Annotated in this window: 24 protein-coding genes; 12 read left to right on the top strand and 12 right to left on the bottom strand. The window is 44.2% G+C overall.

The features are described 5' to 3' along the window. Nucleotides 1-203: 203 nt before the first annotated feature. Together LAY41_RS17465 and LAY41_RS17470 are read left to right on the top strand one after the other, a co-directional pair. The gene (locus LAY41_RS17465; protein ID WP_249100623.1) at nt 204-965 is read left to right on the top strand and encodes a hypothetical protein; all 762 of its coding nucleotides are present in this window, start codon (nt 204-206) and stop codon (nt 963-965) included. Between the two features lie 340 nt (nt 966-1,305). Continuing rightward, nucleotides 1,306-1,515, top strand: coding sequence for a hypothetical protein (locus tag LAY41_RS17470; RefSeq protein WP_249100626.1), 210 nt, complete (start codon nt 1,306-1,308; stop codon nt 1,513-1,515). A gap of 109 nt (nt 1,516-1,624) precedes the next feature. Here LAY41_RS17470 and LAY41_RS17475 read toward each other — a convergent pair whose 3' ends face one another. Together LAY41_RS17475 and LAY41_RS17480 are read right to left on the bottom strand one after the other, a co-directional pair. Beyond that, nucleotides 1,625-2,374: a Uma2 family endonuclease gene (locus LAY41_RS17475; protein WP_249100628.1), complete on the bottom strand. Its 750-nt coding sequence runs from the start codon at nt 2,372-2,374 to the stop codon at nt 1,625-1,627. Nucleotides 2,375-2,663: 289 nt separating this feature from the next. Continuing rightward, complete coding sequence (locus LAY41_RS17480; RefSeq protein WP_249100633.1) at nt 2,664-3,410, bottom strand: pentapeptide repeat-containing protein; 747 nt, start codon at nt 3,408-3,410, stop codon at nt 2,664-2,666. Nucleotides 3,411-3,551: 141 nt separating this feature from the next. Here LAY41_RS17480 and LAY41_RS17485 point away from each other — a divergent pair, with 141 nt between their 5' ends. Next, nucleotides 3,552-3,680 carry a DUF5996 family protein gene (locus tag LAY41_RS17485; protein WP_249100635.1) on the top strand — a complete coding sequence of 43 codons (129 nt, stop codon included), beginning with the start codon at nt 3,552-3,554 and terminating at the stop codon, nt 3,678-3,680. A gap of 260 nt (nt 3,681-3,940) precedes the next feature. Here the strand turns inward: LAY41_RS17485 and LAY41_RS17490 are convergent, their stop codons facing one another. Beyond that, nucleotides 3,941-5,419: a leucyl aminopeptidase gene (locus LAY41_RS17490; protein ID WP_249100638.1), complete on the bottom strand. Its 1,479-nt coding sequence runs from the start codon at nt 5,417-5,419 to the stop codon at nt 3,941-3,943. 515 nt (nt 5,420-5,934) lie between these two features. Between LAY41_RS17490 and LAY41_RS17495 the strand changes: the two genes are divergently transcribed. The 4 genes from LAY41_RS17495 (at nt 5,935) to LAY41_RS17510 (ending at nt 9,834) form a co-directional block, all read left to right on the top strand. After that, nucleotides 5,935-8,118: a lytic transglycosylase domain-containing protein gene (locus LAY41_RS17495; RefSeq protein ID WP_249100641.1), complete on the top strand. Its 2,184-nt coding sequence runs from the start codon at nt 5,935-5,937 to the stop codon at nt 8,116-8,118. Between the two features lie 225 nt (nt 8,119-8,343). Then, nucleotides 8,344-9,144, top strand: a complete 801-nt coding sequence (gene tatC / locus LAY41_RS17500; RefSeq protein WP_249100644.1) for a twin-arginine translocase subunit TatC — start codon at nt 8,344-8,346, stop codon at nt 9,142-9,144. 49 nt (nt 9,145-9,193) lie between these two features. After that, nucleotides 9,194-9,421: a hypothetical protein gene (locus tag LAY41_RS17505; RefSeq protein ID WP_249064458.1), complete on the top strand. Its 228-nt coding sequence runs from the start codon at nt 9,194-9,196 to the stop codon at nt 9,419-9,421. Further along, complete coding sequence (locus LAY41_RS17510) at nt 9,418-9,834, top strand: type II toxin-antitoxin system VapC family toxin (protein WP_249100647.1); 417 nt, start codon at nt 9,418-9,420, stop codon at nt 9,832-9,834. The genes LAY41_RS17505 and LAY41_RS17510 overlap by 4 nt, the downstream gene beginning before the upstream one ends. Before the next feature lie 68 nt (nt 9,835-9,902). On the opposite strand, the gene menD is transcribed toward LAY41_RS17510, so the two are convergent. Further along, nucleotides 9,903-11,666 carry a 2-succinyl-5-enolpyruvyl-6-hydroxy-3-cyclohexene-1-carboxylic-acid synthase gene (gene menD, locus LAY41_RS17515; protein ID WP_249100650.1) on the bottom strand — a complete coding sequence of 588 codons (1,764 nt, stop codon included), beginning with the start codon at nt 11,664-11,666 and terminating at the stop codon, nt 9,903-9,905. Between the two features lie 59 nt (nt 11,667-11,725). Then, entirely contained in the window at nt 11,726-13,159 is a 1,434-nt protein-coding gene (locus LAY41_RS17520) for an isochorismate synthase (RefSeq protein ID WP_249100653.1), read from the bottom strand. Between the two features lie 349 nt (nt 13,160-13,508). Between LAY41_RS17520 and menA the strand changes: the two genes are divergently transcribed. The 4 genes from menA (at nt 13,509) to LAY41_RS17540 (ending at nt 17,922) form a co-directional block, all read left to right on the top strand. After that, the gene (gene menA, locus LAY41_RS17525) at nt 13,509-14,411 is read left to right on the top strand and encodes a 2-carboxy-1,4-naphthoquinone phytyltransferase (protein WP_249100655.1); all 903 of its coding nucleotides are present in this window, start codon (nt 13,509-13,511) and stop codon (nt 14,409-14,411) included. 150 nt (nt 14,412-14,561) lie between these two features. Beyond that, the gene (gene menH / locus LAY41_RS17530; RefSeq protein ID WP_249100658.1) at nt 14,562-15,365 is read left to right on the top strand and encodes a 2-succinyl-6-hydroxy-2,4-cyclohexadiene-1-carboxylate synthase; all 804 of its coding nucleotides are present in this window, start codon (nt 14,562-14,564) and stop codon (nt 15,363-15,365) included. 137 nt (nt 15,366-15,502) lie between these two features. Beyond that, the gene (locus tag LAY41_RS17535) at nt 15,503-16,477 is read left to right on the top strand and encodes an o-succinylbenzoate synthase (RefSeq protein WP_476726985.1); all 975 of its coding nucleotides are present in this window, start codon (nt 15,503-15,505) and stop codon (nt 16,475-16,477) included. Further along, nucleotides 16,462-17,922: a 2-succinylbenzoate--CoA ligase gene (locus tag LAY41_RS17540; RefSeq protein ID WP_249100660.1), complete on the top strand. Its 1,461-nt coding sequence runs from the start codon at nt 16,462-16,464 to the stop codon at nt 17,920-17,922. Before LAY41_RS17535 ends, LAY41_RS17540 begins: the two co-directional genes overlap by 16 nt. Here LAY41_RS17540 and LAY41_RS17545 read toward each other — a convergent pair. Continuing rightward, nucleotides 17,876-18,298, bottom strand: a complete 423-nt coding sequence (locus tag LAY41_RS17545; RefSeq protein WP_249100663.1) for an acyl-CoA thioesterase — start codon at nt 18,296-18,298, stop codon at nt 17,876-17,878. The genes LAY41_RS17540 and LAY41_RS17545 overlap by 47 nt on opposite strands. 150 nt (nt 18,299-18,448) lie before the next feature. On the opposite strand from LAY41_RS17545, the gene LAY41_RS17550 reads away from it, so the two are divergent. Further along, entirely contained in the window at nt 18,449-19,132 is a 684-nt protein-coding gene (locus tag LAY41_RS17550; RefSeq protein WP_249100666.1) for a Uma2 family endonuclease, read from the top strand. Nucleotides 19,133-19,454: 322 nt separating this feature from the next. Here the strand turns inward: LAY41_RS17550 and LAY41_RS17555 are convergent, their stop codons facing one another. From LAY41_RS17555 to LAY41_RS17580, 6 genes are all read right to left on the bottom strand, one after another. Then, complete coding sequence (locus LAY41_RS17555) at nt 19,455-19,901, bottom strand: tellurite resistance TerB family protein (protein ID WP_249100670.1); 447 nt, start codon at nt 19,899-19,901, stop codon at nt 19,455-19,457. A gap of 129 nt (nt 19,902-20,030) precedes the next feature. Then, complete coding sequence (locus tag LAY41_RS17560; RefSeq protein ID WP_249100672.1) at nt 20,031-20,867, bottom strand: Uma2 family endonuclease; 837 nt, start codon at nt 20,865-20,867, stop codon at nt 20,031-20,033. A 51-nt stretch (nt 20,868-20,918) separates the two neighbouring features. Further along, on the bottom strand, nt 20,919-22,241 hold the full coding sequence (locus tag LAY41_RS17565; RefSeq protein WP_249100676.1) for an ATP-binding protein: 1,323 nt from the start codon (nt 22,239-22,241) through the stop codon (nt 20,919-20,921). 233 nt (nt 22,242-22,474) lie between these two features. Further along, complete coding sequence (locus tag LAY41_RS17570; protein ID WP_249100680.1) at nt 22,475-24,595, bottom strand: PDC sensor domain-containing protein; 2,121 nt, start codon at nt 24,593-24,595, stop codon at nt 22,475-22,477. A gap of 155 nt (nt 24,596-24,750) precedes the next feature. Continuing rightward, the gene (locus tag LAY41_RS17575; protein ID WP_249100682.1) at nt 24,751-25,047 is read right to left on the bottom strand and encodes a hypothetical protein; all 297 of its coding nucleotides are present in this window, start codon (nt 25,045-25,047) and stop codon (nt 24,751-24,753) included. 29 nt (nt 25,048-25,076) lie between these two features. Next, a complete protein-coding gene (locus LAY41_RS17580; protein ID WP_249100685.1) occupies nt 25,077-25,397 on the bottom strand; it encodes a hypothetical protein in 321 nt (106 codons plus the stop codon). Between the last annotated feature and the right edge of the window lie 50 nt (nt 25,398-25,447).

The following is a 25,447-nucleotide window of genomic DNA, read 5'->3' on the forward strand; positions in this document are numbered from 1 at the left end:
TTACTCTTACACTACCGATGCAACCGGACACGATATAACATAATAAAATTGTACAGCCTTATGATGATAAGCTGCTACGCATCTAACTTGACAGTCAATTTTTCCCTTTTTCTTGTGGGATGGGCATCTTGCCCGTCTCTTTATTGGATTTAAATGCGTAACAGCTTAGTAGCTCAAACAAAAAATAACAGCAATAAATTGTGATGAAATATTACTACTGGGTAGCGTGGCTAATACAGATAGTAGCAGGCACGCTGGTTTGTGCGATCGCTCTTGAAGCAGTTGCTTTTTTCCTCTTCTCACCCAACCTGGATGAGAATATTGCAGAACAAGATACTGATATCCCCCTCAGTATTCGCGAATTATTTGGTAGCAAAAAAGCACCGGGAGCGATCGCAGTCGGCGTAGCGGAAGGCAACCTCACCCCCAAAGGATCGCCCACTTCCATTTACTCAGGACATACCGATCCAGGCAACTTCGCTACCAACAGAGGCTTTTGCAGTTGGAACAAAGCACAAGACATATCCGTACAAGAGGCTGACTTGCGGTGTCTGCAAGCCTTACAGTGGCAGTCCGCCGCCACGGAAAACCAGTTGCGTTACTTGGGATTGCACCCGAAAATCAACAAAAAAGCGATCGTCATGGCTACAGATTTATGGAATCAATCCAACTCGGCTGGCCCTCAATTTCCCTTCAAATTTTCTTTAGCGATCGACAAAGGATTGACGGGACGGCAAGCTTATATTTGGGCGCGGGTGGAAGCATTTCGCAACGCCGAACAACAACTGGATGCCAGCGGATTGTTTGGCATTTGTAAGCGAGAACCTTATTATCGCCAGCAACTTGCCCAACTAGAAATAGATTCAGAAGAATGGCGGTGGAACTGTATAAAGTTAGACCAACAGCGACGAGTAATAGAAATAGAAAAAGTTTTCAAGCAGTGGAGTCGCTTCAAGCGTCAATAAATCCGACCGTGGGGAACCAAACATATCTATTTAAGTGAGCGTAAATAAATTGGGTCTTTCAGAATCCGGCCTGCTAATGTTCTTTATGAAGATTTTTGTAGGGACACGGCATCATAAATATGTCGAGCATACAAAAGATTTAATTATGCCGTGTCCCTACTACAGCATATTTGACACGAAAGAACCGTTTACGAAAAATGGAGTGTAGTACCGTTAATTGTTACAAAAATTTTGGTTTTTCCCTCTCAGTAATTAGTAGGCTATAGATACTGCGAACAGTACCGTCTAGTATCCAGTCAAGCTCCGCATCAGAAATAACAACAAATATATGGAGGCAAATATGCTTACGCAAAAGTACGATCCGACTCTCCCTCGTACCATAGCAGACCTGGTTCACAGACACGGGTTTAGAACCGTGGTAAAAGAACTGGCAGCTTACTGCGAAGTCGAGTGGGTTCAGGCCAAAATCAGAAGCGAACCGGCAGACGACTGGCGCAATGCTGGTGTGGCGTTGGTCAAGATAGCTGAAGGTTCGCCGTCTCAGGAATAAGCTTCGCTCAAGATCGGCAACTTTATCTCTAAAAAATAAAGGTCAGTCTATTTGAATCGAAAAAATAAGCGCGATCGCACTTCCTGTAAATGCGATCGCATTTTACCACCTATACCTCCGGCTCAATCCCTGCGGCCCTTAGCTGAGCAGCCAATCGATCGGCCCGTACCCGTTCTTGCTCAGCGCGTACCCGTTCTTGCTCAGCGCGTACCCGTTCTTGCTCAGCCAACTCCGATCCCCATAACAACAGTACTCCATTTTCATCCCACCACCGCAACCACCAACCTGTCCGGTTTTCTCGGCTTCCTTGCCATCCCCCTAAAAACAAACCCATTTCAGCAATCCAATAACGATTATTTGCATCAGGTTGGCGTACCTGATACTGTCCAGAATCATCAAGTTGATAAACTTCCAAAAACCCTGCTTGCGGGTCAAAAATAACGTAGTTAGGAACGCACAAAACTTGCTCGTAAAAAAACCACTTACCGGGTGGATAGGTTGGCTTCGTAGAATATTCCCCACCTTCCGTATCCGAGACAAATTCCATCACAATTACTGGAATATCTCCCTGAAGCTGGGGGGTATAGCTGCGCCTAACATCATCTCGCGAAACGCGAATTTCAGGAACATAACCCCAATCTGGGGCTTTTACCACAATCTTGTCATTTACCGTAGCACAAATTCCGTAATTTGTGAAGGTCAAGGCATTGGCTGGTAGTTTTCCAGCAAGTTGCAAGCTTGCTGTTAAAGCAGCAGCGAGAGGCGGTTGATTGATATTGTCCACAGGCTCGTCATCTAATACAAAATCATCGGGGAGTTTTTCCCAGGTTATTTGATAAGGGGCGGTACTTGCTATCACGATCCGTTTTCCTCCTTTTATTTTCGGCCTAACCTCTGACTAAATTCTACTCTTATGTATTGCCTCAATTCCTTTATCAAACTTAAATTAAAATGGGTAGTTCATAATTAATTCGCTTTGTATAAAACTGCTAACTAGAATAGGCTTTCTCCATCCACTCTGTCTTATTTTAGCTTAGCATATAATTTAATTTTACTATTATAGTTGGGTTTCGCCTAGCGAAACCCAACCTACAAAGAGATTAGCTAAATTTATCACCCTAAGTGTTGGAGAGTCAAATTCCTGTGCTTTATTCGTGAACTGTGCCGTCAGGCATTATTGTCTTCTGAAGGATAACTTCTTTGAGGTTAGCGCCTCTGAGGTTAGCGCCTCTGAGGTTAGCACCTGAGAGGTTAGCACCTGAGAGGTTAGCACCTGAGAGGTTAGCCCATCTCAAGTTAGCTCCTTCTAGGTCAGCACCGCTCAGGTTAGCCTTGAAAAGGTAAACTCCATTAAGGCGAGTTTCCCGCAAGTTAGCCTTGTAAAGGTTGGCTTTGTAAAGGTACGCTCCTATTAGTTCAGCCTCATGCAGGTTAGCGTTGCTGAGGTTGGTATTGCTAAGATTGGCGTGTTTGAGGTTAGCGCCGGTGAGGTTAGTCCCAACTAGGTTAGCATCAGCCAGATCTACCCTTTCCAGGTTAGCTTCTCTGAGATCGGCCCCAATAAAGTTGGCAGCAGTCAAATCGGCTTCTGTGAGGTCAGCTTTGACGAGGTTAGTCCCGCTCAGGTTGGCTTGGATGAGGATTGCTTGGCTGAGGTTCGCAAGGCTGAGGTTCGCAAGGCTGAGGTTCGCAAGGCTGAGGTTAGCGGTAATGAGTAAAGCCTTGCGGAGATCGGCTTTTGTGAGGTTAACTTCTGCGAGGTTGGCACCTCTGAGGTTAGCACTTTGCAGGTTGCCTTCGCTCAAGTCAGGTTGTATATTTTCGTTTAGAGTTCTCCACTTAATCCATTTAACTGCTCCTTCTTTAAGTAGAGCGAGGTGTTCTGCGTTTGCCATCTATCTTGGGTTTCCTTTATGCGATGCAGGGTTGCCAAAGATGACTTTAACTCAAGGTTGGTTTGTTTAAGCAAGTTTTGGTTGTTTGAGGATTAAAAGGTCAAATAAATTCATAAAGAAAAAGCGGCTCTACTGATACAGTTGGTTGAAGCAGTGCGACAAGCTGAAGATCCAGATGCAATGCTGCTTTCCTTCCTGCAAAGCACATACGATGCTGCTGCCAATTTAGGCAATTGGGACAAAGCCGCGTTGGAAAGAACTTTAGTCTAAGGCTGAGAGAAGGAGAATTTTAGACTTCTTGCAAAAATAGAAATCTCTGTTTTTTAACCGCAGATGTAAGCAGATAAACGCAGATTAACGCAGATGAATCGGATTAAGTATTATTGACGACTAAGGGAAAGGGAAAAGTTTTTTCTCTTTCCCTTAGTCCTTAGCTCCTAGAATACCGATTCAGTAATGGTAGGGGCGAAGCAAACGGGTGTGGAAATCTAGGGTAAGAGCGATAGATTTTATACCCGAATGCTTCGCCCCTACAAGCTCAGCACCCAATTGACGAGAGTGCGGACACCGTAACCCGTTGCACCAACATTGTTGTAGCCGTTTTCCTTGTCTGCCCAAACTGGCCCAGCAACGTCCAAGTGCGCCCAAGGCGTTTCTTTAACAAATTGCTTGAGGAACAAAGCGGCGGTAATCGAACCGCCGGGACGCGGCCCAGTATTTTTCATATCGGCGATCGGCGATTTTAGACCGTCAAAGTATTTTTCTTCTAAAGGCATCCGCCACAGCTTTTCGCCAGCAACTTCGGCAGCTTGAACTAACTGGTTAGCAACAGCATCGTCTGTACTCCACAATCCAGCAATATCATCGCCTAAAGCAATGACGCAGGCACCAGTTAAGGTGGCTAAATCGATGATGGCATCAACTCCCAGCTTTTCGGCAAACACTAAGGCATCTGCCAAAGTTAGGCGTCCTTCCGCATCGGTGTTGTTGACTTCGATCGTTTTGCCGTTAGAAGCTTTAAGAATATCGCCTGGGCGCATGGCGCGACCGCTAATCATGTTTTCTGTAGTAGCGGTGATGAAGTGAACTTCGACATCGGGTTTTAACTGCGCGATCGCTTTCGCCGCACCAAAGGTTGCAGCAGCACCGCCCATGTCTATTTTCATCATTTCGATCCCGCTACCGACACCTTTGATGTTAAGACCGCCAGAATCAAAAGTAAGACCTTTACCGACGATCGCTAATTTGCGTCTGGGTGTTCCTTCCGGTTTATAAGTCAGGTGGATAAACTTTGGCGGTAAGTCAGAAGCTTTCGCTACTCCCAGAAATGCTCCCATACCTAGCTTTTCGCAGTCTTCTTGTTCCAAGATTTCTGCTACCAAGCCATATTCTTCAGCTAGCTTGAGCGCAGTTTCTGCCATAGTTACCGGAGTTACCTCGTTGGCTGGTGCGGCGACGAGTTCCCGCGCTAGGATAACACCGGCACAGATTTGCTTGGCGCGGTTAATTGCCTCTTCTTGACCGCTGGGTCCCAGTAAATCGACTTGCTCCAGTTGCAGCCCTTTATCTTCCGATTCTGACTTAAAGCGGTTATCTTGGTGCAGCGCCAGTTCTATCCCTTCGACGATCGCCCCAACCGTCAAAAGAGAGTCATTATTCCATACCGGCAAACTGAGTCCCAGCGTCTTGCATTTTTCCTTTTTAGCCGATCGCGCAGCAGCAGCAGCCGATCGCCGCAAACTATTTAACTTCAGTGCTTCTGCTTTGCCCAGTCCCACCAGTATAATTTTACGGACTGGGCTACCGCTACCGCCAACGCGAGTAGAAACACTGCTGCCTTCTTTTCCCTTAAATTCGGTTTCTGCAATCAATTCCTGCAAAATACCGCCGAACTTCTCATCTAACTGAGCCAGATCGCCAGTTAACTCTACAGCATCTTCAAAAAAACCAATTGCCAGTCCATCCCCCGTCCAGTCTAAGCGTGGGGTATCTGTTGCGCGAAATTCCATTCCAGCTTTTACCAATTTTGAGTACCTGTAATTAGTATCGATCAATTGACGAGGATCGGGGATAAGTAAGAAGGGGTTAGGGGCTAGGGGCTAGGGGAAGAAGGGGAAAAAGGGGAAGAAGGGGCGCACCCAGTCAATCCAAAATCCAAAGGAACAAGGAGGATTCTTTCTGCCAACCAACTACATATCACCGCACAATCCAAAATCTAAAATCTTATCATCCTAAATTCTTAGTCAAGATGAGGTAAACTAATTCCCATCTTGTGTTTTTTTAATGGCAGTAGTTACAACTTTTCACCAAACCGCGTAATTAATTAACATCCTCCCAGGGGCAGATACATCGAGTCTATCTGATATGCACTTAGATAGATTATTTTAAACTCAAAGCGGATTAAAAGTTGTGACGACGAGCAAGCAAAAGGCAAACTTAAAAGATGTCGTATTTTCGCAGGCATATTGCTATAGCGCCTGCGAAATCAGAACAAGCTGCTGTAATCGTTGGGCGGTGAAAAATAATGCTAAGGCGACTGAGAAACCCAATTCCTCTGGCTGTTGGTGCAGGGCTATCGGCTCTGTTGATTGGAACTACCCTGTTAGTAATGAGATGGAGCAACCTGGGGCAGGGTTGGTCAGTTGGGGGTCAGTTGGGGGGGCAGATAAGCTCCCAGTCAAAAGGGCAGCCCAAGTCCACCGTACTGCCGCTGGTGGCACTTTCAGCGAGTCAGCGGGCTAGCCAGCTGGAAGCGATCGCCTCTGGCTCAAAATCCCTCGATCGCAATCGCGCCCGTTTTCTGCTGGCTGATGACCTAATTCAACAAAAACAGGGCAAAAAAGCGCTGACTTGGTTGGAAGGATTAGAACAAGATTATCAAGTCTTAGCGCCACAAGTCGCCCTCAAACGCGCCCAAGCTTACGAAGTTAGCGGCGATAAAGCTAAAGCTAATGCTGCTTGGCAAGAATTGTTGGAACGCTATGGGGAAAATTCCGTGGCGGCTGAGGCGCTGTTTGCCTTGGGACGCAACGATCCTAAACTTTACGATCAAGCGATCGCTTCTTTCCCCAGCCATCCCCGCAGTATTGAAATTGCCTGGACTCGTCTGAAGCAAAATCCCAATCAACTGTCTTTGCTACTGCTATTACTAAATCACGACACCGACAGCAAGCAAATTAACACGGTGTTGGAAGCACTGCAAAACAAGTATGCAGCACAGCTAAAACCGGAAGACTGGGAAGCAATTGCTTACATTTACTGGGATCGGTTTGATTATGACAAAGCGGGACAAGCTTATGCCAAAGCTACCCGCACACCCCTAAATCTCTACCGCGCTGGTAGGGGACGGCAATTGAGGGGTAAAAGAGCAGAAGCGATCGCAGCTTATCAGCAGTTGCTGCGCGAGTTTCCCAACGCCAAGGATACTGGCTTGGGTTTGATCCGCTTGGCTCAGTTAGTTCCGTCGCAACAAGCCCTACCTTATCTGGAAATGGCAATTAACAAATTTCCAGAAAAAGCAGGCGAGGCACTTTTAGCCAAAGCCAAAATCCTCGACGCCACCAACAGTACCAAGTCAGCCTCCCAAGCGCGTCAATTAGCCCTGAGTAAATATGCAGATTCCGAAGCTGTGGGAGAATATCGGTGGAGTAAAGCTCAAGGTAGAGCCAAAGCGGGCGATTTTTTGGGAGCTTGGCAATGGGCTCAGCCGATTACCAAGAACAATACCGACAGCGAGTTGGCTCCCAAAGCTGCCTTTTGGGTTGGTAAATGGGCTACTCGGCTGGGGCATCAAAAGGATGGCAAAGCTTCTTTTGAGTATGTGCTGAGCAACTATCCAGAATCGTACTATGCGTGGCGATCGGCTGGGATACTCGGTTTGGATGTGGGAACTTTCAACACCGTGCGCGACATGACACCGCAAGTGGTGCGTCCCTTTGAGCGATCGCTTTTGCCAGCTGGTTCTGAAGCTGTTAAGGAATTATATCAACTCGGTCAAAACGACGATGCTTGGACGCTTTGGCAAGCGGAATTTCGCGATCGCATACAGCCAACGGTAGCCCAACAGTTCACCGATGGCGTTCTGCGCCTGGGCGTAGGGCAAAATATTAAGGGAATTACTAAGGTGGAGAGTCTGGGCTGGTGGCGGGATACACCAGAAGAGCGATCGCAAATATCCGCTCTCAAGCAAGAATCGGCTTATTGGCACGCCCTCTATCCATTTCCATTTCTGGAATACATCGAAAATTGGTCGCAAGAACGCAAGCTTAATCCCTTGCTAGTAACTGCCCTCATGCGACAAGAATCCCGCTTTGAACCTGGTATTCGTTCCTCCGCCGGTGCTATGGGCTTAATGCAGGTGATGCCCGCTACAGGGGCCTGGATAGCTCAAGCAATCAACACCAAAAGTTATGCTCTGGATAATCCCAACGACAACATTAAATTTGGCACTTGGTATCTGGATCACACCCACGAGACATACAGCAATAACTCTATGTTTGCTGTCGCCAGCTACAATGCTGGGCCTGGAAATGTGTCGAAATGGATTAAAGACATTGGCTTAAGCGATCCCGACGAATTCGTGGAAGCCGTTCCCTTTGTAGAAACCCAAGGCTATATCAAGCACGTCTTTGAAAACTACTGGAACTACCTGCGGCTATACAATCCCCAAATGTCCGAAATATTAAGTCGGTACAGGGCTAGGGGCTAGAAAAGTCACTCATTCACTCATTCACTCATTCAAAAGAAAAAAAGAAAATAGGGTCTTAGGGGTCAGGGGGCTAGGGGCTAAGAGGGCTAGGGCTAGGGGAAGAAGGGGAAGAAGGGTAAGGCAGATGCCCCAGATCCTGACGAGCGATCGCACATTGCTCGGTCTTTCGCACTGCGGCTCCTAAAGGCAGATACAATAGTTAACAAATTGGACTGAAATTGACCCATGACGCCTCCCTCGGAACTAGAAAACACTACCGAGCCATCTTTAGCAGATGCTGGAAATAGCAACGGCAATACAGAAGACGAATTTCTCGATGACCTGCCTGGTGAAGTCGAGATGTCCCTGTTCGACCACTTGGAAGAATTGCGGTGGCGAATTTTTTACTCCTTGATTGCGGGGGCAGTTGGCATAGCAGGTTGCTTCTTTTTTGTCAAGCCGATCGTGAAATTGCTCGAAGTCCCAGCCCAGGGAGTCAAGTTTCTCCAGCTGGCTCCTGGAGAGTTCTTTTTTGTCTCTATTAAAGTCGCCGGATATAGTGGCTTGGTGGTAGTCAGTCCCTTTATTCTCTACCAGATTATGATGTTTGTTTTACCCGGATTAACTCGCCGGGAACGCCGTTTGTTGGGGCCAGTGGTTTTCGGGTCTAGTTTTCTATTTGTGACTGGACTGGTTTTTGCCTATTTAGCTTTGATTCCAGCCGCCCTCAATTTCTTTATTAGTTATGGGGAAGGTGTTGTAGAGCAGTTGTGGTCGATCGATCGATATTTTGAATTTGTTTTATTGCTTTTATTCAGTACCGGATTAGCATTTCAAATTCCCATCATTCAAGTTCTACTGGGTTTTTTAGGAATTGTATCTTCCAAACAAATGCTTTCTGGTTGGCGCTTCGTTTTACTGGGTGCGGCAATTTTGGGAGCGGTTCTCACACCTTCTACTGACCCTTTGACACAAACTCTTTTGGGAGGAGCGGTGGTTGCTTTATACTTCAGTGGCACTGGTTTGGTAATGCTGTTGGGGAAATAAGAAACATTTAAGTTAACTTAGCACACTAAGAAGAGCTATAGGAGGTTGTATGATGACTTTACAAGAAATTATGAATCATATCGAGGTTTTGCCTGTAGAAGATCGGGAACAATTATTTGAGTTTCTCCGTAAAAAACATGAAGACGCTAGAGGGACTGCTTTTTGGGAGGGGCTACAAAAATTCAGAAAAACCATTGAAGATGAAGGCATCATTTTTAATGACGATGATTTCTCTGATTTAAGAGATCGGAGTGTAGGACGGGAAGTTAATCTATGAGTCTATACCTATTAGATACAAACACACTGTCAGAGCCGACGCGACCTATTCCTAATGCTAGAGTTCTGGAAAAGCTGAATGTTCATAAATCAGAAATTTCTGTTGCTAGTGTTGTTGTCCATGAGCTTTTATATGGTTGTTGGCGTTTGCCAGAATCTAGAAGACGAGAAACTTTTTGGAACTATATCCATGAATCAGTTTTAAATTTACCGATTCTTGATTATGATTTAAAGGCGGCGCAATGGCACGCACAGGAAAGGGCTAGGTTATCTAAGATTGGTAAAACTCCTGCGTTTGCAGATGGACAGATTGCGACTATTGCTTACTGTAATAATTTAGTTTTAGTGACTAACAATATATCTGATTTTCGGGATTTTGATAGTTTAAGGATTGAAAATTGGTTTGTTAGTTAAGGCTTTCCTTATCAAAAGAGACTCGTCGGGTCAAACAATATATATTTTATCTGTTTTCACAAATAAGGCTACCCGATCCCATCTGAAAATTTACCTAAATTATCCAGCCGCCACCTAGCATCTGCTTTCCGATTTGTCCTCAATTCTAATACCCGAATTCCTTTTTCAGGCAGTGGATTCAATCGTTGCTTAAATTGTTCCCAAGAAGTAATTAATTCATATTCCACACCGTAAGTAGCACAGATATGAGAAAAATCAATATCCTGCGGTGTCGCAAAAAATTCCTCAAAGGGCGGTTCAAACTTGGCAATGGGCAACATTTCAAATATCCCGCCACCATTGTTATTAATTAAAACAATTGTCAGATGTCCTCTAAATTTATTTCTCAATAAAAAGCCGTTGATGTCGTGCAATAATGCTAAATCTCCCGTCAACATTACGCTGCTTTGGTTGCGATGGGCTATGCCTAAAGCGGTTGATAAAGTGCCATCAATGCCATTAGCACCACGGTTGAAAAAAGGTTGAATTCCAGAGTTGTTTGGTGTCCAGAAAAATTCTACATCTCGCACTGGCATACTGTTGGCAATAAAGATTGGCGTTTCTGTTGGTAAAGTCTGGGAGAGTAACCAAGCTGCTTTGCCTTCAAATATGGTGTCGGTCGTTGTCATTGTTTCGTCGATGCGTTGTCTAACTGTTACTTCGGCGTTACCCCATATTTGAAGATATTTACTGATAATATTTGGTTCAAATGGACATATTTGTGCTAGCTGTTCTACTGATAGTCGCAGGTGGGTTGTTTGGCCATGTAGTGAATCTAAATTGTGATAGCTGGGGTCAATTACCCATCGGCGCGTTTGGGTGAATTCTAGCCAGGTTCGCAGTTCTTTGCTGGTGGGTAAGTCTCCGATCTGAATGACGATTTTGGGTGTTAGCTGTTGTGCTAGTTGCTGATTTCGTAAGATGAGATCGTAGGTGGAAATTAAGTAAGGATTTAATTCGGCATGATTTCTTAATGGGGATAGTCCGTCAGCTAATACAGGCCATTTTAATGTTTGGGAAAGTTGTGATATCGCTCTACAATATTCTTTGGGAAATTGCGGATTTGCAGTTCCCGCAATGATAATTCCGCGATCGGAAACCTCACCCCCCAACCCCCTCTCCGTTGACGGAGAGGGGGAGGAAAAGGGGGAGTAGGAGGGGGAGGTTTTCTGGGTTTTGTCTAGGAACGCAAAGAAATCTTCTGGCTGAAATTGCGATCGCAATTCTTTAGCTGCTGCGTCGGGTATGGGGGCGAGGGGGTCGCGAAAGGGGATGTTAAGATGAACTGGGCCAGGAACGGGAAAGAGGGTGCGTTCCCAGGCATGAATTACCGTCTGCCGCAGATAACTCAACATTCCCATTTCCAAAGATGGCACGGCTAATTCTGTTTGCCAGTTGGGATAATTGCCATATAATTTCACCTGATCGATCGTCTGTCCAGAATGACAATCTCGCAATTCTGGGGGCCGATCGGCTGTTAAAACTAAAAGCGGTACTCGACTTTCTCTGGCTTCAATTATAGCTGGATAAAAGTTTGCCCCAGCGGTTCCAGAAGTGCAAACCAGCGCTACGGGCAACCCTGATTTTTTGGCAATTCCCAACCCAAAAAAAGCAGCCGATCGCTCATCCAAAACTGGTATTGCTTCTACTCCATCTTGTTGGGCAAAAGCAACTGCAAGAGAAGTAGAACGCGACCCAGGACAGATTACTGCTGTAGTTAATCCGAGTCGTTTTAAGGTTTCCGTCAGGATGGAAGCCCAAACAGAATTAGTGTTACGAAAATCAATGGGCATTGGGAATTGGGAATTGGGAATTGGGTCACTAATGACTAATGACTAACGACTAATGACTATCAAACTAATGCTTTTAGCAGGGCTTGAAGTTTCAGTTGAATTTCCGCGAGTTCTTTGTCTGGATCGGACCCAGCAACGATACCGGCACCGGCGTATAGTCTAGCGCGATCGCTATCTATCAGTGCTGAGCGGATGCCCACGACAAACTCGCTGTTACCCCGATGGTCTATCCAACCCAACGGGGCGGCATAAACAGAGCGATCGAAGGCTTCATAGCGGCGAATTTGCCTCAGCGCAACATCTCTGGGATCGCCTGCAACAGCCGGGGTGGGATGGAGTTCTGCCAAAATCTCTAATGGATGCACGCCAAGAGGAATTTTACCGCGAATTGGTGTCCATAAATGCTGAATATTTGACAGTTTTAAAAGACTAGGCCCAGGCAGTCGCTGGGGTGTCAAATCGAGGCTGGCTAAGCGCTGGACAATGAAATCAATTACAACCCGATGCTCCCGCCGCTCCTTTTCGCTCCTCAGTAACCGTTCGGCAAAATAGGCATCTTCGGTTGCTGTTTTGCCTCGCGGTGCTGACCCTGCCAAAGCATCGGTTTCTAACTCGCGATCGCGAATCCGAATTAAACGCTCTGGGCTGGCACCAATAAAATTTTGACCTTTGCCATTACTGGTGGAAAAAACGTAGCAATCAGGATACATTCTTCGCAAATTATTCAACGAATCAACTCGATGAAAAGGTTGTGGCGAGTTGACTTCAATTGCGTGGGCTAGGACAATCTTGCTAATGCGATCCGCTCTAATTGCTTCCAGAGCAGATAATACTGATGCTTGAAAATGTTTTTTATCTGTGACATCTTGTGGTTGAAATTTATGTTTGCGCTCGATTAAATTATATTTAAAATTCTGATTTCCTGAAGCTCTAATTTTATCTAGTTTACGCAAAATATTATCAACTACAGTTGATATATTTATATGCCAATCGATGACAATATTAACTACTATAACACAGCAATCTTTTTTAGATGACACCTGCCAGCTAGGTAAAAAAACCGTTGCCGCCGGAAAAGGAGAGTCTCCATTCAAATTTTCATCAAAAAATGTGAAGGTACAGAAAAAGTGAGGGCCGGAAAATGGTAAGTCTAACGCGCCAGTCGCAATTGTGTTAGCAAGGCATGAATCAATAAATTTTTGTGCTTGGTCAAAGCGCTGCACTCCTTCAAATTTGAATTTAGCTGCTGTATCGATCGCTACGATCGCTTCCCCTTGGTTAGCCTTTTCCACGTAAAAATGCAGCTGTTCCGGTTCGGCAATCTTATCCAGTACAGCTAGGGGATCGAGGGGTTTACTTTCTATAGAAATACTGACAACTTTTTTCTGTCCTTCTTCGATTAACGTTTGTTTACAAGCTAAAAGAAACTGATGCAGTTCCTTGCGATCCTGAAACAGATTAGCACGATATGTCACTGGCATGGAAGCGAACATAGCAAATTTTTTTAACTTTTGCTTGCCAAATTTTCGATTATGAGCGTGGTTAGATGGAGTTAGGACACTCCCACTCCATCTAACCACTTCTGGCGTTGTCTTGTATCAGGCTAGACTCCCCGATCCCCAAACAGCCCCCTTGTGCTGGCGTGCTGGCGCTTCTGGGAGGCGAAAAACCGTCCCAAATGAACTGGCAAAGGTTCTGCCAACGGGTCAAGTCGAGTTTGTCATGCCTGCGTGGTAACCTCCAGGGCAAAGATTTGGCGGCGCGTCGTCCAGATTGAGTTTACCATCGCTACCAGAGCATCATAAAATTATTAAATTACCAAAATTAAATTGATACTCCCTGATGACTACACAATCTATTGCCCCTTCAAACAGTAAGTTGTGGCTAGCAGCACTTAAACCACCTATGTACACTGTTGCCATAATTCCAATTTGGGTGGGAACTGCGGTGGCTTTCGCTGAAACAAAAACCATTAATGGAGCAATATTTTCTACATTTCTAATCTCAGCCATTTTGATTATTGCATGGCTAAACCTCAGCAACGATGTGTTTGACTCGGAAACGGGAATTGATAAAAACAAAGCGCATTCGCTTGTTAATTTAACAGGAAATAAACCTTTAATTTTCTGGCTGGCGAATCTGTTTTTAGCTTTAGGTATTCTGGGGGTATTGGCGATCGTATGGCTTCAGCAAGACCTCACAGTCATCGGACTGGTACTCCTCTGCTGTGCTATGGGCTACACTTACCAGGGGCCGCCCTTTCGCTTAGGCTACCAGGGTTTGGGAGAAATTATTTGCTTGATTACCTTTGGGCCATTGGGCGGCTCGGCGGCTTACTACAGCCAAACCCAAACCTGGTCAACAATGAACCTTGCAGCCTCTATTATCGTAGGAATCGCCACCAGTATAATTTTATTTTGCTCGCATTTTCATCAAGTTGAGGATGATTTAGCGGCAGGAAAGCGATCGCCCATAGTCCGACTCGGCACCGCTAGGGGTTCCCAAGTGTTATTTTGGTTTGGCAGCAGCATTTACGCCCTCACTCTGCTATTTGTCGTATTGCACATTTTCCCACTCTGGACGTTGCTAACCTTTGCTAGTTTACCCTTTGCTATCAAATTATTGCGGCACGTTCACCGATATCATAACCAACCGGAAAAAGTCAGCAATTGTAAATTCATCGCCGTAGCCCTGCATTTTTGCAGCGGATTGCTATTAGGATTAGGGTTCGTACTTAGTGTCTAAAAACCCCACCCTAACCCTCCCCGTTAACGGGCAGCGAGAATTTACCCCCTCTCCGTTGCGGGGAGGGGGTTAGGGGGTGGGGTTCCGATAACTTTTGCCAGAGGTCTAATAAATGAATATCAAATTGTTTTATTACTAGAGCAGATGTAGATGCTAAAATTTGATGATTATCAATTTAACTATTCTTTGACAGGTAGGAAAAACAACCAGCCTATTCTCTTTTTGCATGGATTTATGGGCAGCAGCAATGACTTTAATAATGCAATAACATTACTGGCTGACCGATTTTATTGTCTGGCTATCGATCTTCCCGGACATGGAAAAACTCAAGTGTTCGGTGGCGACCATTGCTATACAATGCCAAACACAGCCCAAGCATCGATCGCTTTGCTAGATCGGTTAAATATAACAGAAAAATGCTTCTTAGTTGGCTATTCTATGGGGGGTAGATTGGCGTTATATCTTACTCTTCATTTTCCCGATCGCTTTGCTAAAGTAGTTTTGGAATCTGCCTCTCCAGGTTTAAAGACTGTTGCGGAAAAATTATCACGTATCCAAAAAGATTCACAATTAGCTAAAGAACTGGAAACAGGGGATTTTAACGCTTTTTTATTAAAGTGGTATAATCAACCAATTTTCAAGAGTTTAAAAAAACATCCTAAATTTGAGGAGTTGTTAGAGAGCCGATTAGATAATACTCCTTTAGAATTAGCTAAATCTCTCCGACAAATGGGAACAGGTGACCAGACTTATTTACAACATAAGCTTGAGCGTAATAAAATTCCTTTACTTTTGCTAGTAGGTGAATATGATAAAAAATTTAAAGCTATAAATGAGGAAATGCTTAATGCTTGTCAAGTAGGAAACATGAAAATAATTAAAAATTGCGGTCATAATATTCATTTTGAGGACATGAATTTATGGGTTAGGCATCTGAAAGAATTTTGTAATTAGTTCAGGACTTACGCAAAAACCAAGGTTTTGCCCCCCTAGCCCCCCAAAGAAAGGGGGGAGAAGAATCCTGTTCCCCCCTTTCTTTGGGGGGCTAGGGGGGAGAAAAGCGTAAGTCCTATAGTTAATAAGCTTAATTAATGACACGCATGATTCACTACAAATTTGAATTTCGTTCCTACCAGCGTCGGTTTACACAGCCATTGCAAACCAGTCACGGCGTTTGGGAGATCCGCGAAGGTATTATCATCCGCCTCACCGATGAAACCGGGCATATTGGCTGGGGTGAAATTGCCCCTCTCCCCTGGTTTGGTTCGGAAACTATCGAGTCAGCGTTAGATTTTTGTCGCCAACTGCCAAATGCCATTAAAAGCGAGACAATTTTCTCTATTCCAGATAATCTGCCCTGCTGTCAATTTGGTTTTGAATCTGCTTGGGAAGGATTAGGTGGCAATTTAAAATCCCCAATCCCAAATCTAAAATCCCAAATCGCCTACAGTGGTTTATTACCTGCGGGAAAAGCTGCTTTAGAGCGATTGCAAGTGCTTTGGAAGCAAGGAACTTATACTTTTAAATGGAAAATCGGAGTTGCACCAATTAAAGAAGAACTGAACATTTTCGATCGGCTAATTGAGGCACTACCAACTGAGGCAAAACTGCGATTGGATGCTAATGCTGGGTTAAACTGGAAAGAAGCAAATGAGTGGCTGGGAGTTTGCGATATAGCGAAGATAGAATTTCTAGAACAACCCCTACCTATCGAACAATTTGATGCCATGCTTGATTTAACTAACCGATACTCTACTCCCCTGGCATTAGATGAATCCGTTGCTACTATTAACCAACTGCAAACCTGTTACCAACTAGGTTGGCGGAGTATTTTTGTAATAAAACCCTGCATAGTAGGTTCCCCTAAACTTCTGCGTCAGTTTTGCCAGCAGCATGACATCGATGCCGTCTTTTCATCTGTTTTTGAAACAACCATTGGCAGACAAGCTGCACTCAACCTCGCAGCTGAACTTTCCCGCCATAATCGTGCAGTTGGTTTTGGCGTCAACCACTGGTTTAATGAAGATGACGAAACCTCGCTTGAACATCTATGGAACAACCCTTAGTTAATCTTCCAGATCTCGATCTTGTGGGGTGGGCGTCTCGCCTGCCCGATGATTGGCTAATTGGTTACGACAGCCGTCAATTTACCCAACTTGCCGAACAATTATATTTAGAATTAATCCAACTATCTCACCGTCAAACATCACCAAAAATTATCATAGCCGATCGCAATCCTGTACGATTTTTAGCTGGTTTTATCGCTGCAACTGCCGCCGATTGTCCAGTATTTCTCTGCAATCCCGATTGGGTAAAAGCCGAATGGCAACAAGTCTTCGATTTAGTCCAACCAGACATTATTTGGGGACAAGAGGCAATCAGCAATAAACAAGAAGGAAATTGCCCAATCCAAAATCCAAAATCCAAAATCCAAAATCGAATTATGGTTCCCACTGGCGGGTCGTCAGGGCAAATTCGCTTTACCATTCATACTTGGGCAACATTGACAGCATCAGTGCAAGGATTTACCCAATATTTCCATCTAGATCGAGTAAATTCCTTTTGCGTCTTACCCCTGTATCATGTCAGCGGTTTGATGCAATTTATGCGATCGTTTATCACGGGAGGAAAACTGGCAATTCTACCATTTAAAGCCCTAGAAAATGTTCAAAAATGCCATATCGAAACAGCAGATTTTTTCATATCTCTAGTGCCAACCCAACTCGAACGTCTGTTGCATCATTCCCCAGCATGGTTGTCCCGTTTTCAGACAGTTCTCTTAGGAGGTGCGCCAGCTTGGCACGAACTTCTCGAACAGGCGAAACACCACCGCATTCCCTTAGCACTCACCTACGGTATGACAGAAACTGCTTCGCAGATTGTCACTCTTAAACCGGAAGATTTTCTCAAAGGAAATAATAGTTGCGGACAGGTTTTACCCCATGCAAAAGTAATGATTTGCACTCCAGATGGGAAGATATTAGGTGCGAACGAGACAGGCATCGTTACCATCCAAGCTGATTCTTTAGCACTTGGTTATTATCCCGATTCGTTATTTGTCAGCAGTCCTTTGTCAGTGGAAAATCATTATCTAAAAAAGATCATCTTTCAACCGGATGACTTGGGATTTTTTGACGATCGCGGTTATTTAAACATTGTCGGTCGCAGCAGCAATAAAATCATCACTGGCGGCGAAAATGTCTTCCCATTTGAAGTAGAAGCAGCGATTCGATCGACTAACTTGGTTAGCGATGTCTGCGTCATTGGTTTACCCGATCGACATTGGGGTCAAGCGGTGACTGCTGTTTATGTTCCCATCAATCCCGAAGTTAATATCGATACGCTAAAAACCGCATTAGATGATAAATTAAGTAAATTCAAGCGTCCTAAATATTGGGTTTCTGTTGAAAAATTACCCCGCAACGCTCAAGGTAAGGTTAACGGCGAAAAAATCCAACAAATTGCTATGTTGTGGCATCAGCATCACTCCAATCTTGCAACCAATCAATAATATCTTTTGGCAATTCTTTTCGGCTTCTACTAATTGTATCGATGCAGACGTGCCTGGTAAGTGCTTTGGCAAGTAGCTGCTGATTTGTCCCAAAAACTTTATAGACAATTTCAAATTTATTGCTGGTCAAATATTGAGGCAATATAAAGATAATTATCTTGTCGCCGCAGAACATAGGGCTAAGAAAATCTACGCTGGCATGAACTATGGGAATGGCAACCGCTGAACTACTGAAAAATGACTTAAGATTTGTGCCAGATTTAGCCAGGGATTCTTCATAGGCTTCATGACAGATTGCCAAGATGTTGGCAAAGTAGACGACGCCAGCTGCATCAGTATCTTGAAAGCGAATTGTACGAGTGTAAGAGAAAGGCATAAGTCAATCGATTTTGGATTTTGGATTCTAGGATTTTGGATTGACCCTACGGATGAATCCGGGGGCTTGAAACAAATAATTTCTTGGTCAGGTTATCCCTCGCTAAATTGCTGATATAATCGTTATACAACCTTAATCCGCTTTCTCGCTATGACTACCTCAACTACTACAGGTATCCAAAGCGTCCTCACAACAGCTTTTTCTCAGTGGAAACCCGCTACCTGGGAAGATTACTTAGCCTATCGTGACGCCGAAACCGCAGAGAGAGTCAGGCTGTTTTTTCATCAGGATCGTCTTTTAATTGATATGGGTTCAGAAGGAATTAATCACGCTACCGTTAGTGACTTGTTCACTGCGCTATTTTTCATCTGGTTCAGTCACTTTCCCGATCGAACGGCGGCTTCTTTCGGACGTTGTTTGCTTGAGAAAGTAAAGATACAAGCTGCCGCACCAGATTTAGTATTGTACATCGGCGAAGGAGTTCCACAGTGGCAATCAGGGGAACGGCGTCGGATTGATTTGGATAGGTGGCGAGTTCCCGATTTGGTGGGCGAAATTGCTGATACAACTCTGGCGACTGATTTGGATGAAAAGAAAAAACTTTATGCCGATTTGAAAATTCCAGAATACTGGGTGATTAATATTCGAGGTAGACAGGTAATCGCATTTCGGTTAGAGGAAAATGGCAAATATCAAGAATGTAATGAATCTGTAGCGCTTGCAGGTTTACCCATCACTTTGCTTGAACAAACTTTGGAACGGTTGAGTGAAGGAACTAATATTAGTGCTGCGCTTTGGTTTGCTCAAGAGATTGCTAATTTGAAGGCAGAGTAGGTATGATAAGCTGCTACGCATCTAATTTGACAGGATGGGCAGGAAAGCCCGTCTTTGTATTCGATTTAGATGCGTAATAGCTTACTAAATCCGCTTCTATCACCCTCTTTTTCACCCTCACCCTCAAGGGTGGGGCTACACAAACGAAGTCTGCCTAGCAGACTAAAGAATAAAGGGGATAATCAACCCGGATTTGGTATTAACTACTATGAAAAAAAATGCTGCATTCACATACAAAATAACTCTGGGCTTATACCAGAGCTATTTTGTAGTTTCGATCGCACAAATTTATTCGGCGAACAGGAATCTTCTAAATAAACTTCTATCCTTTGTTTTTTATCAACATGACATCTATAATCTTGACAGCGTTTTCTTCTGATATCTCCAAAGCGCGATAGAGATCGTTCAAAAGTTTTTCTTCCTCTTCGGTGACTTCGCCATCTGCCAAAACGATATCAGTTGCTACAGCAAAAGAAGTCTCTTTCAGTTCGTCTGGAAGTGTAGTTATTGCGGCATTAAACAGCACCTCAATACCTTCTCGTTGGAGAATGCCCAAGAGTCGATCGATCATTTTTCGCATCACGTCGGCGGGATAGCTCCTGAACAGCTGCATTCGCGATAAAGTAGTGCTAATAGCTTGCGCTTCCGAATCAGTCATATAACCGTCGGCGGCTACTGCAATCAGTGCGATCGCGGCAAATGCTTCCGCTGGCCCCAGCGTTGTTTGGGTTTGCTTGCGACCACCAGCTATTTTATCGAACAAGCCCATTGTATTTTCCTCTTTCTGGAATACTGCCCTAAGTATTACTAGCACATTACTGTATAGGGGCAATATTGTCCAAAAAAATTAATTTTATCTAAAATGGCACCAACACAGCGATCGCACCTTAATCCCCACCTATTCCAACTCAGAAAGGCTAATTCCTAAAGCTGTTAGCTGTTCGGGAGAGAGTGACCTTAACTTTTCAGCTAATTCGAGTCGCTTTTGCCGTTCAAGTTCCGCATCTGTCGGCACCCAATTTCCCGAAGCATCGTACCAGCGCAACCACCGGCGGCTAATGCCCTCAAATTCCCCTTGCCAGACTCCCAATCCCAAATTTAGTTCGTCCATCCAAAACTGAGGATTGTCAGCATTTATAGCTTGCTCTCGGTAGCGTCCTCCATCAAGCTTAAACCCACGCAGGCGATCGGTATAGCGACTGAATACGGCATAGTAAGGCACTCGTAAAATTCGCTCGTAAACATCCCACTTTAAGGGCGGCATTTCTCTCGTTGCTTGCCCGTTACTCTCCTCAGTTTCATTAAAATCGGAAGTGTTCGCACCCTCCGACTCGGTAAACTCGCCTAGATCTTCTTTTTCAGTTCCCGGAGAGAGCAGTTCAACTACTACAAATGGATTTGCGCCTTCTTGCCAAATGACGTAACTAGAGCGCAGGTCGATGCCTTCGTACAGGCGCGGTACATCCAAGACTAGAAACCAGTCGGGACGCTTGTACCACAGGGAATGACGCACATCGTAGTATAGGTTCAAATCGCTGCCGACAAAGATGCGATCGGGCCGGTAATCTGTCAAACGCAGCGTGCGACCGAGCAACTGGGACTGCAAGCCATGAAACTCGTCAGGCAAACCGGATTCCTCCCGATTTTCACTAGGTAGATCGTACATCGTCGGTAGCGTCCGCTTCGCAGGAAGGGGCGGTTCTATTTGGGAAATGGAGGGACGCTGTTGCAGCATAAGACGTTATGCGTCGAAGTTCATTGAACTACCAACTTTACATTATACAAATTATTGACCAGAAATTGCCAAATCAGCCTGCAAATAGTCAACAAATTGTCTTGCTGTCCTTCCCGATCGCCCATTATGGCGAGTCGCCCACTGCAACGCACGAAATTCCAAATCTTCCCCATCGATATTAATTCCCGCTTGCGCTGCTAAATGCCCGACAATTGTTAAATAAGTTTTCTGCTCGGCTGGTTCAAAAGTTAAAGTAAGACCAAAGCGATCGCTAAACGAAAGCTTCTCCTGAACAGTATCCCAACCATGAACTTCCTCATCGCTTGGATTCGGTCTATCTTTAAAAAACTCTCGAATCAAATGACGCCGATTCGTAGTAGCATAAACCACCACATTTTTGGGTCGCGCAGTTACATTCCCTTCTAGCACAACTTTAAGAGCTTTAAAAGCATCATCATCTTCCTCAAACGAGAGGTCATCCACAAAAATGATAAATTTTTGCGGCAGATCCCGCAACTGTTCTACAATTATCGATAAATCTTTTAGGTCAGATTTGGCAACTTCAATCAAGCGGAGATGGCGATTTGCATACTCATTCAACAAACCCTTCACCAAAGAAGATTTTCCCGAACCGCGACTGCCATAAAGCAACACATGAAGGGCTGGATAACCTGCGAGTAAAAATTCAGTATTTTTCACCAAAGCATCTTGCTGAAACTCATAGCCCACTAACTCATTCAGCCGTACAGAATCGGGATGGGGAATGCCCACCAACTGTCCTGATTGCCAGCGCAAAGCTCGATATTCAGCAAATATGCCAGTGCCAAATTCCCGATAGTAAGCTGCTAAATCTGACAGCGCATCTGACCAATTTTCCAGAGCTTGCAGAGACGCGATCGCTTTTTTTTCCACATCAGATAGAAAACTTGCAGAAATGCGATCGCAATACCAAGCCACAGGTGCCAGCGGCAGTTCCGCTGCTTGTTGTACCAAACAGCTAAGTTCAGCACCGCTGCACTCATAAATACTTTGCAAAGCTTGTAAATCCTGCCCAGCCGCAGCTAGCAAAGCCGGTGGCAAACTAGCCAATTCTCCCCGTTGCGCTGACTGGGTAAACGGATTATCGTCCCTGATAATTTGTCCAAGCAGGTAGTCTTGCCAGCTGTGATTTGTCGCCGCTAAAGCTTTGAACCAGCGCCCGTAGGCTTCTAGATAAGTCAATCCATCGGCATCCCGGCGTCGTAAAGCCTCCAGCAGATCTATAAAAGCAACACCTGGTGGCCTGCTCAACACCGATCGGTACAGCAACAGAGACGCCGCTTGGCGTTGCAGGAACAGGATAGAGTTAATAGCTTGGGCATCTAGAAAAGACATAATTCATATTTTAGAAGAATTGGAGACACAGAGCGCCCTCTTACCCACCCCGTCAGTTAAATTCGTCTTTGGTCAAGAATCAGTAGTTATTAAGCTGCGTAGCAGCTTAATTTTACAGTCAATTTAATGAAATTATTGTGGGATGGGCATCTTGCCCGTCCCTAACTACAATTTAGATGTGTGAGAACTTATCAAAACAAATGACTAATGACCAATGACTAATGACCAACTAATCAATAAAATACAACAGCAGTTACGATCAGCAACATAGTCAAAAGGCTCGGCCAGTAAAGCACCTTTGGAAGCAAATTATTTTTATACTCGATCAAAGATAACTTTCTGTCCCTATTCACCAGGATTGCATTCACTGCCACCAATAAAATTAAAAGATATAACACGAAGTAGAAATACTCCAAGTAAATAATTCCATTAGCAGCAATTTGTCCCCTTAGTCCTATCTGGTCAACGATGAGAACAAAGATCAAGCCTGCACAAGCCCCCACCACCTCCATACCGCCCTGGCGACTTAGCAGCATAGTAATAAATAACAGTATGGCTACCACACTTAGAGGAATAATCCTGGCGATCAAGATGCCGATAAAACCTCTCTTATATATGATTGTGAAATACATCTCTGGATAGTTTTTGAGAGAGCCGGTTTCTTCGACTCCCAAATTTGTATTAAAATTAGTTAATTTATACTCAAAAAAACTACTCTCAACGATCCATGTTTCCGAAACAAATTTATCTATCAAACCTGGTTTTGTAATAGGATTTAACACCTCGTATGAGCTAAAATCGGGAGTAAGAAACACCAATGTGTTTGTATTTTTTCGGTTGAACTCTTTCGGCCAAATCCGTATCAATACATCGTTATAATCAAAAGGATATTTAGTAAAATCGAAGCTTTGACGCAGGGTTCCCTCAAAATACCAACCAATTAATTCTGAGGTTTTTCCTTTATTGCGATAAACCTGCTGAATATCTAATTCATACCCTTCTGGCAGAACAAAACCACGCTCTAAACCATCATGGACACCATTGTAATATTTCTGCCATATAAACCCAGTTACTAACACATCGCTAGAACTGTTAAATTTGACAGTTTGAATAAAAACGCCCGTAGGAATTTGCAGCGGTGGCTTTTGTTTTAATTTTTCCGTTGTTCTAATTTCTGGATCTAAAAACTTATCCACGTTTGTCCTGCTTAGTAGCACATTCCTGTTATCATTATAGTTGCTTTCCGACAGAACTAGATACCATATAAACCCTATTCCAGTAACGCAAAAAAAGCTAAATCCCCAAGAAATCCCCCACAAATTCTTGACACCGAGTTGATGACCGCGACAAACGATAATTAACAGAAAAAGTAAAAATAATACCGTTTCTAATGCGATCCGGATTAATTGGGGCTGCTTGGTATCTGAGTCTACAGCACTATCGTTCTTGATGACAACTACTGCTAGCGACCATCCATTCAGAGCAATGGGTTGAACGAAAACCCAGCAAGATTCACCAGTGATATCGTCTACAAAATCTACAACGCCGCTCTTACCCTCGATCGCCATCTTACCTATGGCTTCCATCTGCGGGTTTTTCCGCTCTTTTGCTATGTCAAATATGCTGGTTTGATTCCTCGCATATTGCTGTTTGGGATGGACGAGCAATACGCCTTTTTTGGAAAGCAAAAATCCGTAGCCTGATTTGCCGACATCCAGCGAGTCGATCAGAACTTTGAGTTTTCCCAAAGATGTATTGACAAAAACTATACCAGCTGGCGTTTTTTGTTTAGTTTGGGGATCGATCCGATAAAAAGCCGCATCATGTTCGGCGATGATATCTTCAGAAGCTTTGTCAAAGTAAGGCTCATTCCAATGAGTTCCTTTCACCAAAGTGATGTGATACCACTCATTGTCTGGTATCTTCTCAGTGTAGTCGTAATAATCTTCAACTTGTACCCGTTCAAGTTTACCCGTTTTTCTTGTATAGTATGGCCCGTAAAGTTTCCGCCGGGGATTATAAGCGAAAGGTGTATAGGCTGCGCCTGCTTCCAAAAAATCAGGGTTTTGCTCTAATTCCTGTTTTGCCCGGTCTAATAGCTGCTCATTTGTCATTTTTCCGTCAGTTAAATCCCTGGCAATCGAATTGGCCGAGTCTTCAAGTTTCCGAAGCCTTTCTTCCACCTGTTTGCTAGCCCGTACAGTTTCGTTTTTAGCATTGTTTTTAAATGCTTCTACTCTTCTGTTTTGTTCTTTCCAGAAAGTGGAAATCTCTGTAAGTACGACTACTAAACTCAAGCCGCAGAGTATTAATGTTATTTTAAATCCCAGGCCCGATCGCGAATTTGTTTTCATTTTTTTCTTTTCAACTCTTCGTTTTTTTTACTTTTTGCCTGGGCTCCTACCTATCCCAGGAGACTCCTCAAGCACTCCTTTCATATTTGAACGCTTTTTTTCAGCTTAGTCAAGACTACCTTATGAACTGTTGCTACTAATTTAGCAACAGATCGTCAATAAAATATAGCAGCAGTTATGATCAGCAATATACCCAGAAGAGTTGGCCAGTAAAGCACCGTCGGGAGCTGGTTATCTTTATACTGGATGAACCAAATATTTTTTTTCTGGTTCAACAGTATGCTATTTACCGCCACAAGTAAGATCAAGAGATAGACGACAAAGTAGAAATACTCAAAATAAATAATTCCGTGTGCAGCAACTTGTCCTCTCAACGCTATCTGGTCAAGGATAACAATAAAGATAAATCCAGCACAAGATCCCACCACCTCCATTCCGTGTTCTCGACTCATCAGCATCATAATAAATAGCAGTATAGCTACTAGGCAGCACCTACTTCCAAAAAATCAGGATTTTGCGCTAATTCCTGCCTCGCCCTCTCTAATAGCTGCCCATCCTTTAATTTTCCCTCAGTCAAATCCCTGGCGATCGCATTAGTTCTGTCTTCGAGTTTCTGAAGCTTTTCGCCTAGCTGCTTGCTAGCTTGTACAATTTCGTGCTTGGCATTGCTTTTAGCTAATTCTATTAGGCGGTTTTGTTCTCGCAATAAGGAGAAAACCTCTATACCGCTCGCCAATAAACTGGCAGCGCACAGTAGTAACGATCCCCTAAATACAAGCTTTGACCAATTAACTTTTTTCATCTGTTTCTCCCAAATCATCCCCGCTCAAAGATTCATTAAGCCTTATCATA

Source organism: Argonema galeatum A003/A1, from assembly GCF_023333595.1.
Lineage (GTDB): Bacteria > Cyanobacteriota > Cyanobacteriia > Cyanobacteriales > Aerosakkonemataceae > Argonema > Argonema galeatum.

Coding starts and splice junctions, on each gene's coding strand:
- LAY41_RS17465 (WP_249100623.1), top strand. CDS start 204: ATGAAATATTACTACTGGGTAGCGTGGCTAATACAGATAGTAGCAGGC.
- LAY41_RS17470 (WP_249100626.1), top strand. CDS start 1,306: ATGCTTACGCAAAAGTACGATCCGACTCTCCCTCGTACCATAGCAGAC.
- LAY41_RS17480 (WP_249100633.1), bottom strand. CDS start 3,410: ATGGCAAACGCAGAACACCTCGCTCTACTTAAAGAAGGAGCAGTTAAA.
- LAY41_RS17490 (WP_249100638.1), bottom strand. CDS start 5,419: ATGGAATTTCGCGCAACAGATACCCCACGCTTAGACTGGACGGGGGAT.
- LAY41_RS17495 (WP_249100641.1), top strand. CDS start 5,935: ATGCTAAGGCGACTGAGAAACCCAATTCCTCTGGCTGTTGGTGCAGGG.
- tatC (WP_249100644.1), top strand. CDS start 8,344: ATGACGCCTCCCTCGGAACTAGAAAACACTACCGAGCCATCTTTAGCA.
- LAY41_RS17505 (WP_249064458.1), top strand. CDS start 9,194: ATGATGACTTTACAAGAAATTATGAATCATATCGAGGTTTTGCCTGTA.
- LAY41_RS17510 (WP_249100647.1), top strand. CDS start 9,418: ATGAGTCTATACCTATTAGATACAAACACACTGTCAGAGCCGACGCGA.
- menD (WP_249100650.1), bottom strand. CDS start 11,666: ATGCCCATTGATTTTCGTAACACTAATTCTGTTTGGGCTTCCATCCTG.
- LAY41_RS17520 (WP_249100653.1), bottom strand. CDS start 13,159: ATGTTCGCTTCCATGCCAGTGACATATCGTGCTAATCTGTTTCAGGAT.
- menA (WP_249100655.1), top strand. CDS start 13,509: ATGACTACACAATCTATTGCCCCTTCAAACAGTAAGTTGTGGCTAGCA.
- menH (WP_249100658.1), top strand. CDS start 14,562: ATGCTAAAATTTGATGATTATCAATTTAACTATTCTTTGACAGGTAGG.
- LAY41_RS17535 (WP_476726985.1), top strand. CDS start 15,503: ATGACACGCATGATTCACTACAAATTTGAATTTCGTTCCTACCAGCGT.
- LAY41_RS17540 (WP_249100660.1), top strand. CDS start 16,462: ATGGAACAACCCTTAGTTAATCTTCCAGATCTCGATCTTGTGGGGTGG.
- LAY41_RS17545 (WP_249100663.1), bottom strand. CDS start 18,298: ATGCCTTTCTCTTACACTCGTACAATTCGCTTTCAAGATACTGATGCA.
- LAY41_RS17550 (WP_249100666.1), top strand. CDS start 18,449: ATGACTACCTCAACTACTACAGGTATCCAAAGCGTCCTCACAACAGCT.
- LAY41_RS17555 (WP_249100670.1), bottom strand. CDS start 19,901: ATGGGCTTGTTCGATAAAATAGCTGGTGGTCGCAAGCAAACCCAAACA.
- LAY41_RS17560 (WP_249100672.1), bottom strand. CDS start 20,867: ATGCTGCAACAGCGTCCCTCCATTTCCCAAATAGAACCGCCCCTTCCT.
- LAY41_RS17565 (WP_249100676.1), bottom strand. CDS start 22,241: ATGTCTTTTCTAGATGCCCAAGCTATTAACTCTATCCTGTTCCTGCAA.
- LAY41_RS17570 (WP_249100680.1), bottom strand. CDS start 24,595: ATGAAAACAAATTCGCGATCGGGCCTGGGATTTAAAATAACATTAATA.
- LAY41_RS17575 (WP_249100682.1), bottom strand. CDS start 25,047: ATGAGTCGAGAACACGGAATGGAGGTGGTGGGATCTTGTGCTGGATTT.
- LAY41_RS17580 (WP_249100685.1), bottom strand. CDS start 25,397: ATGAAAAAAGTTAATTGGTCAAAGCTTGTATTTAGGGGATCGTTACTA.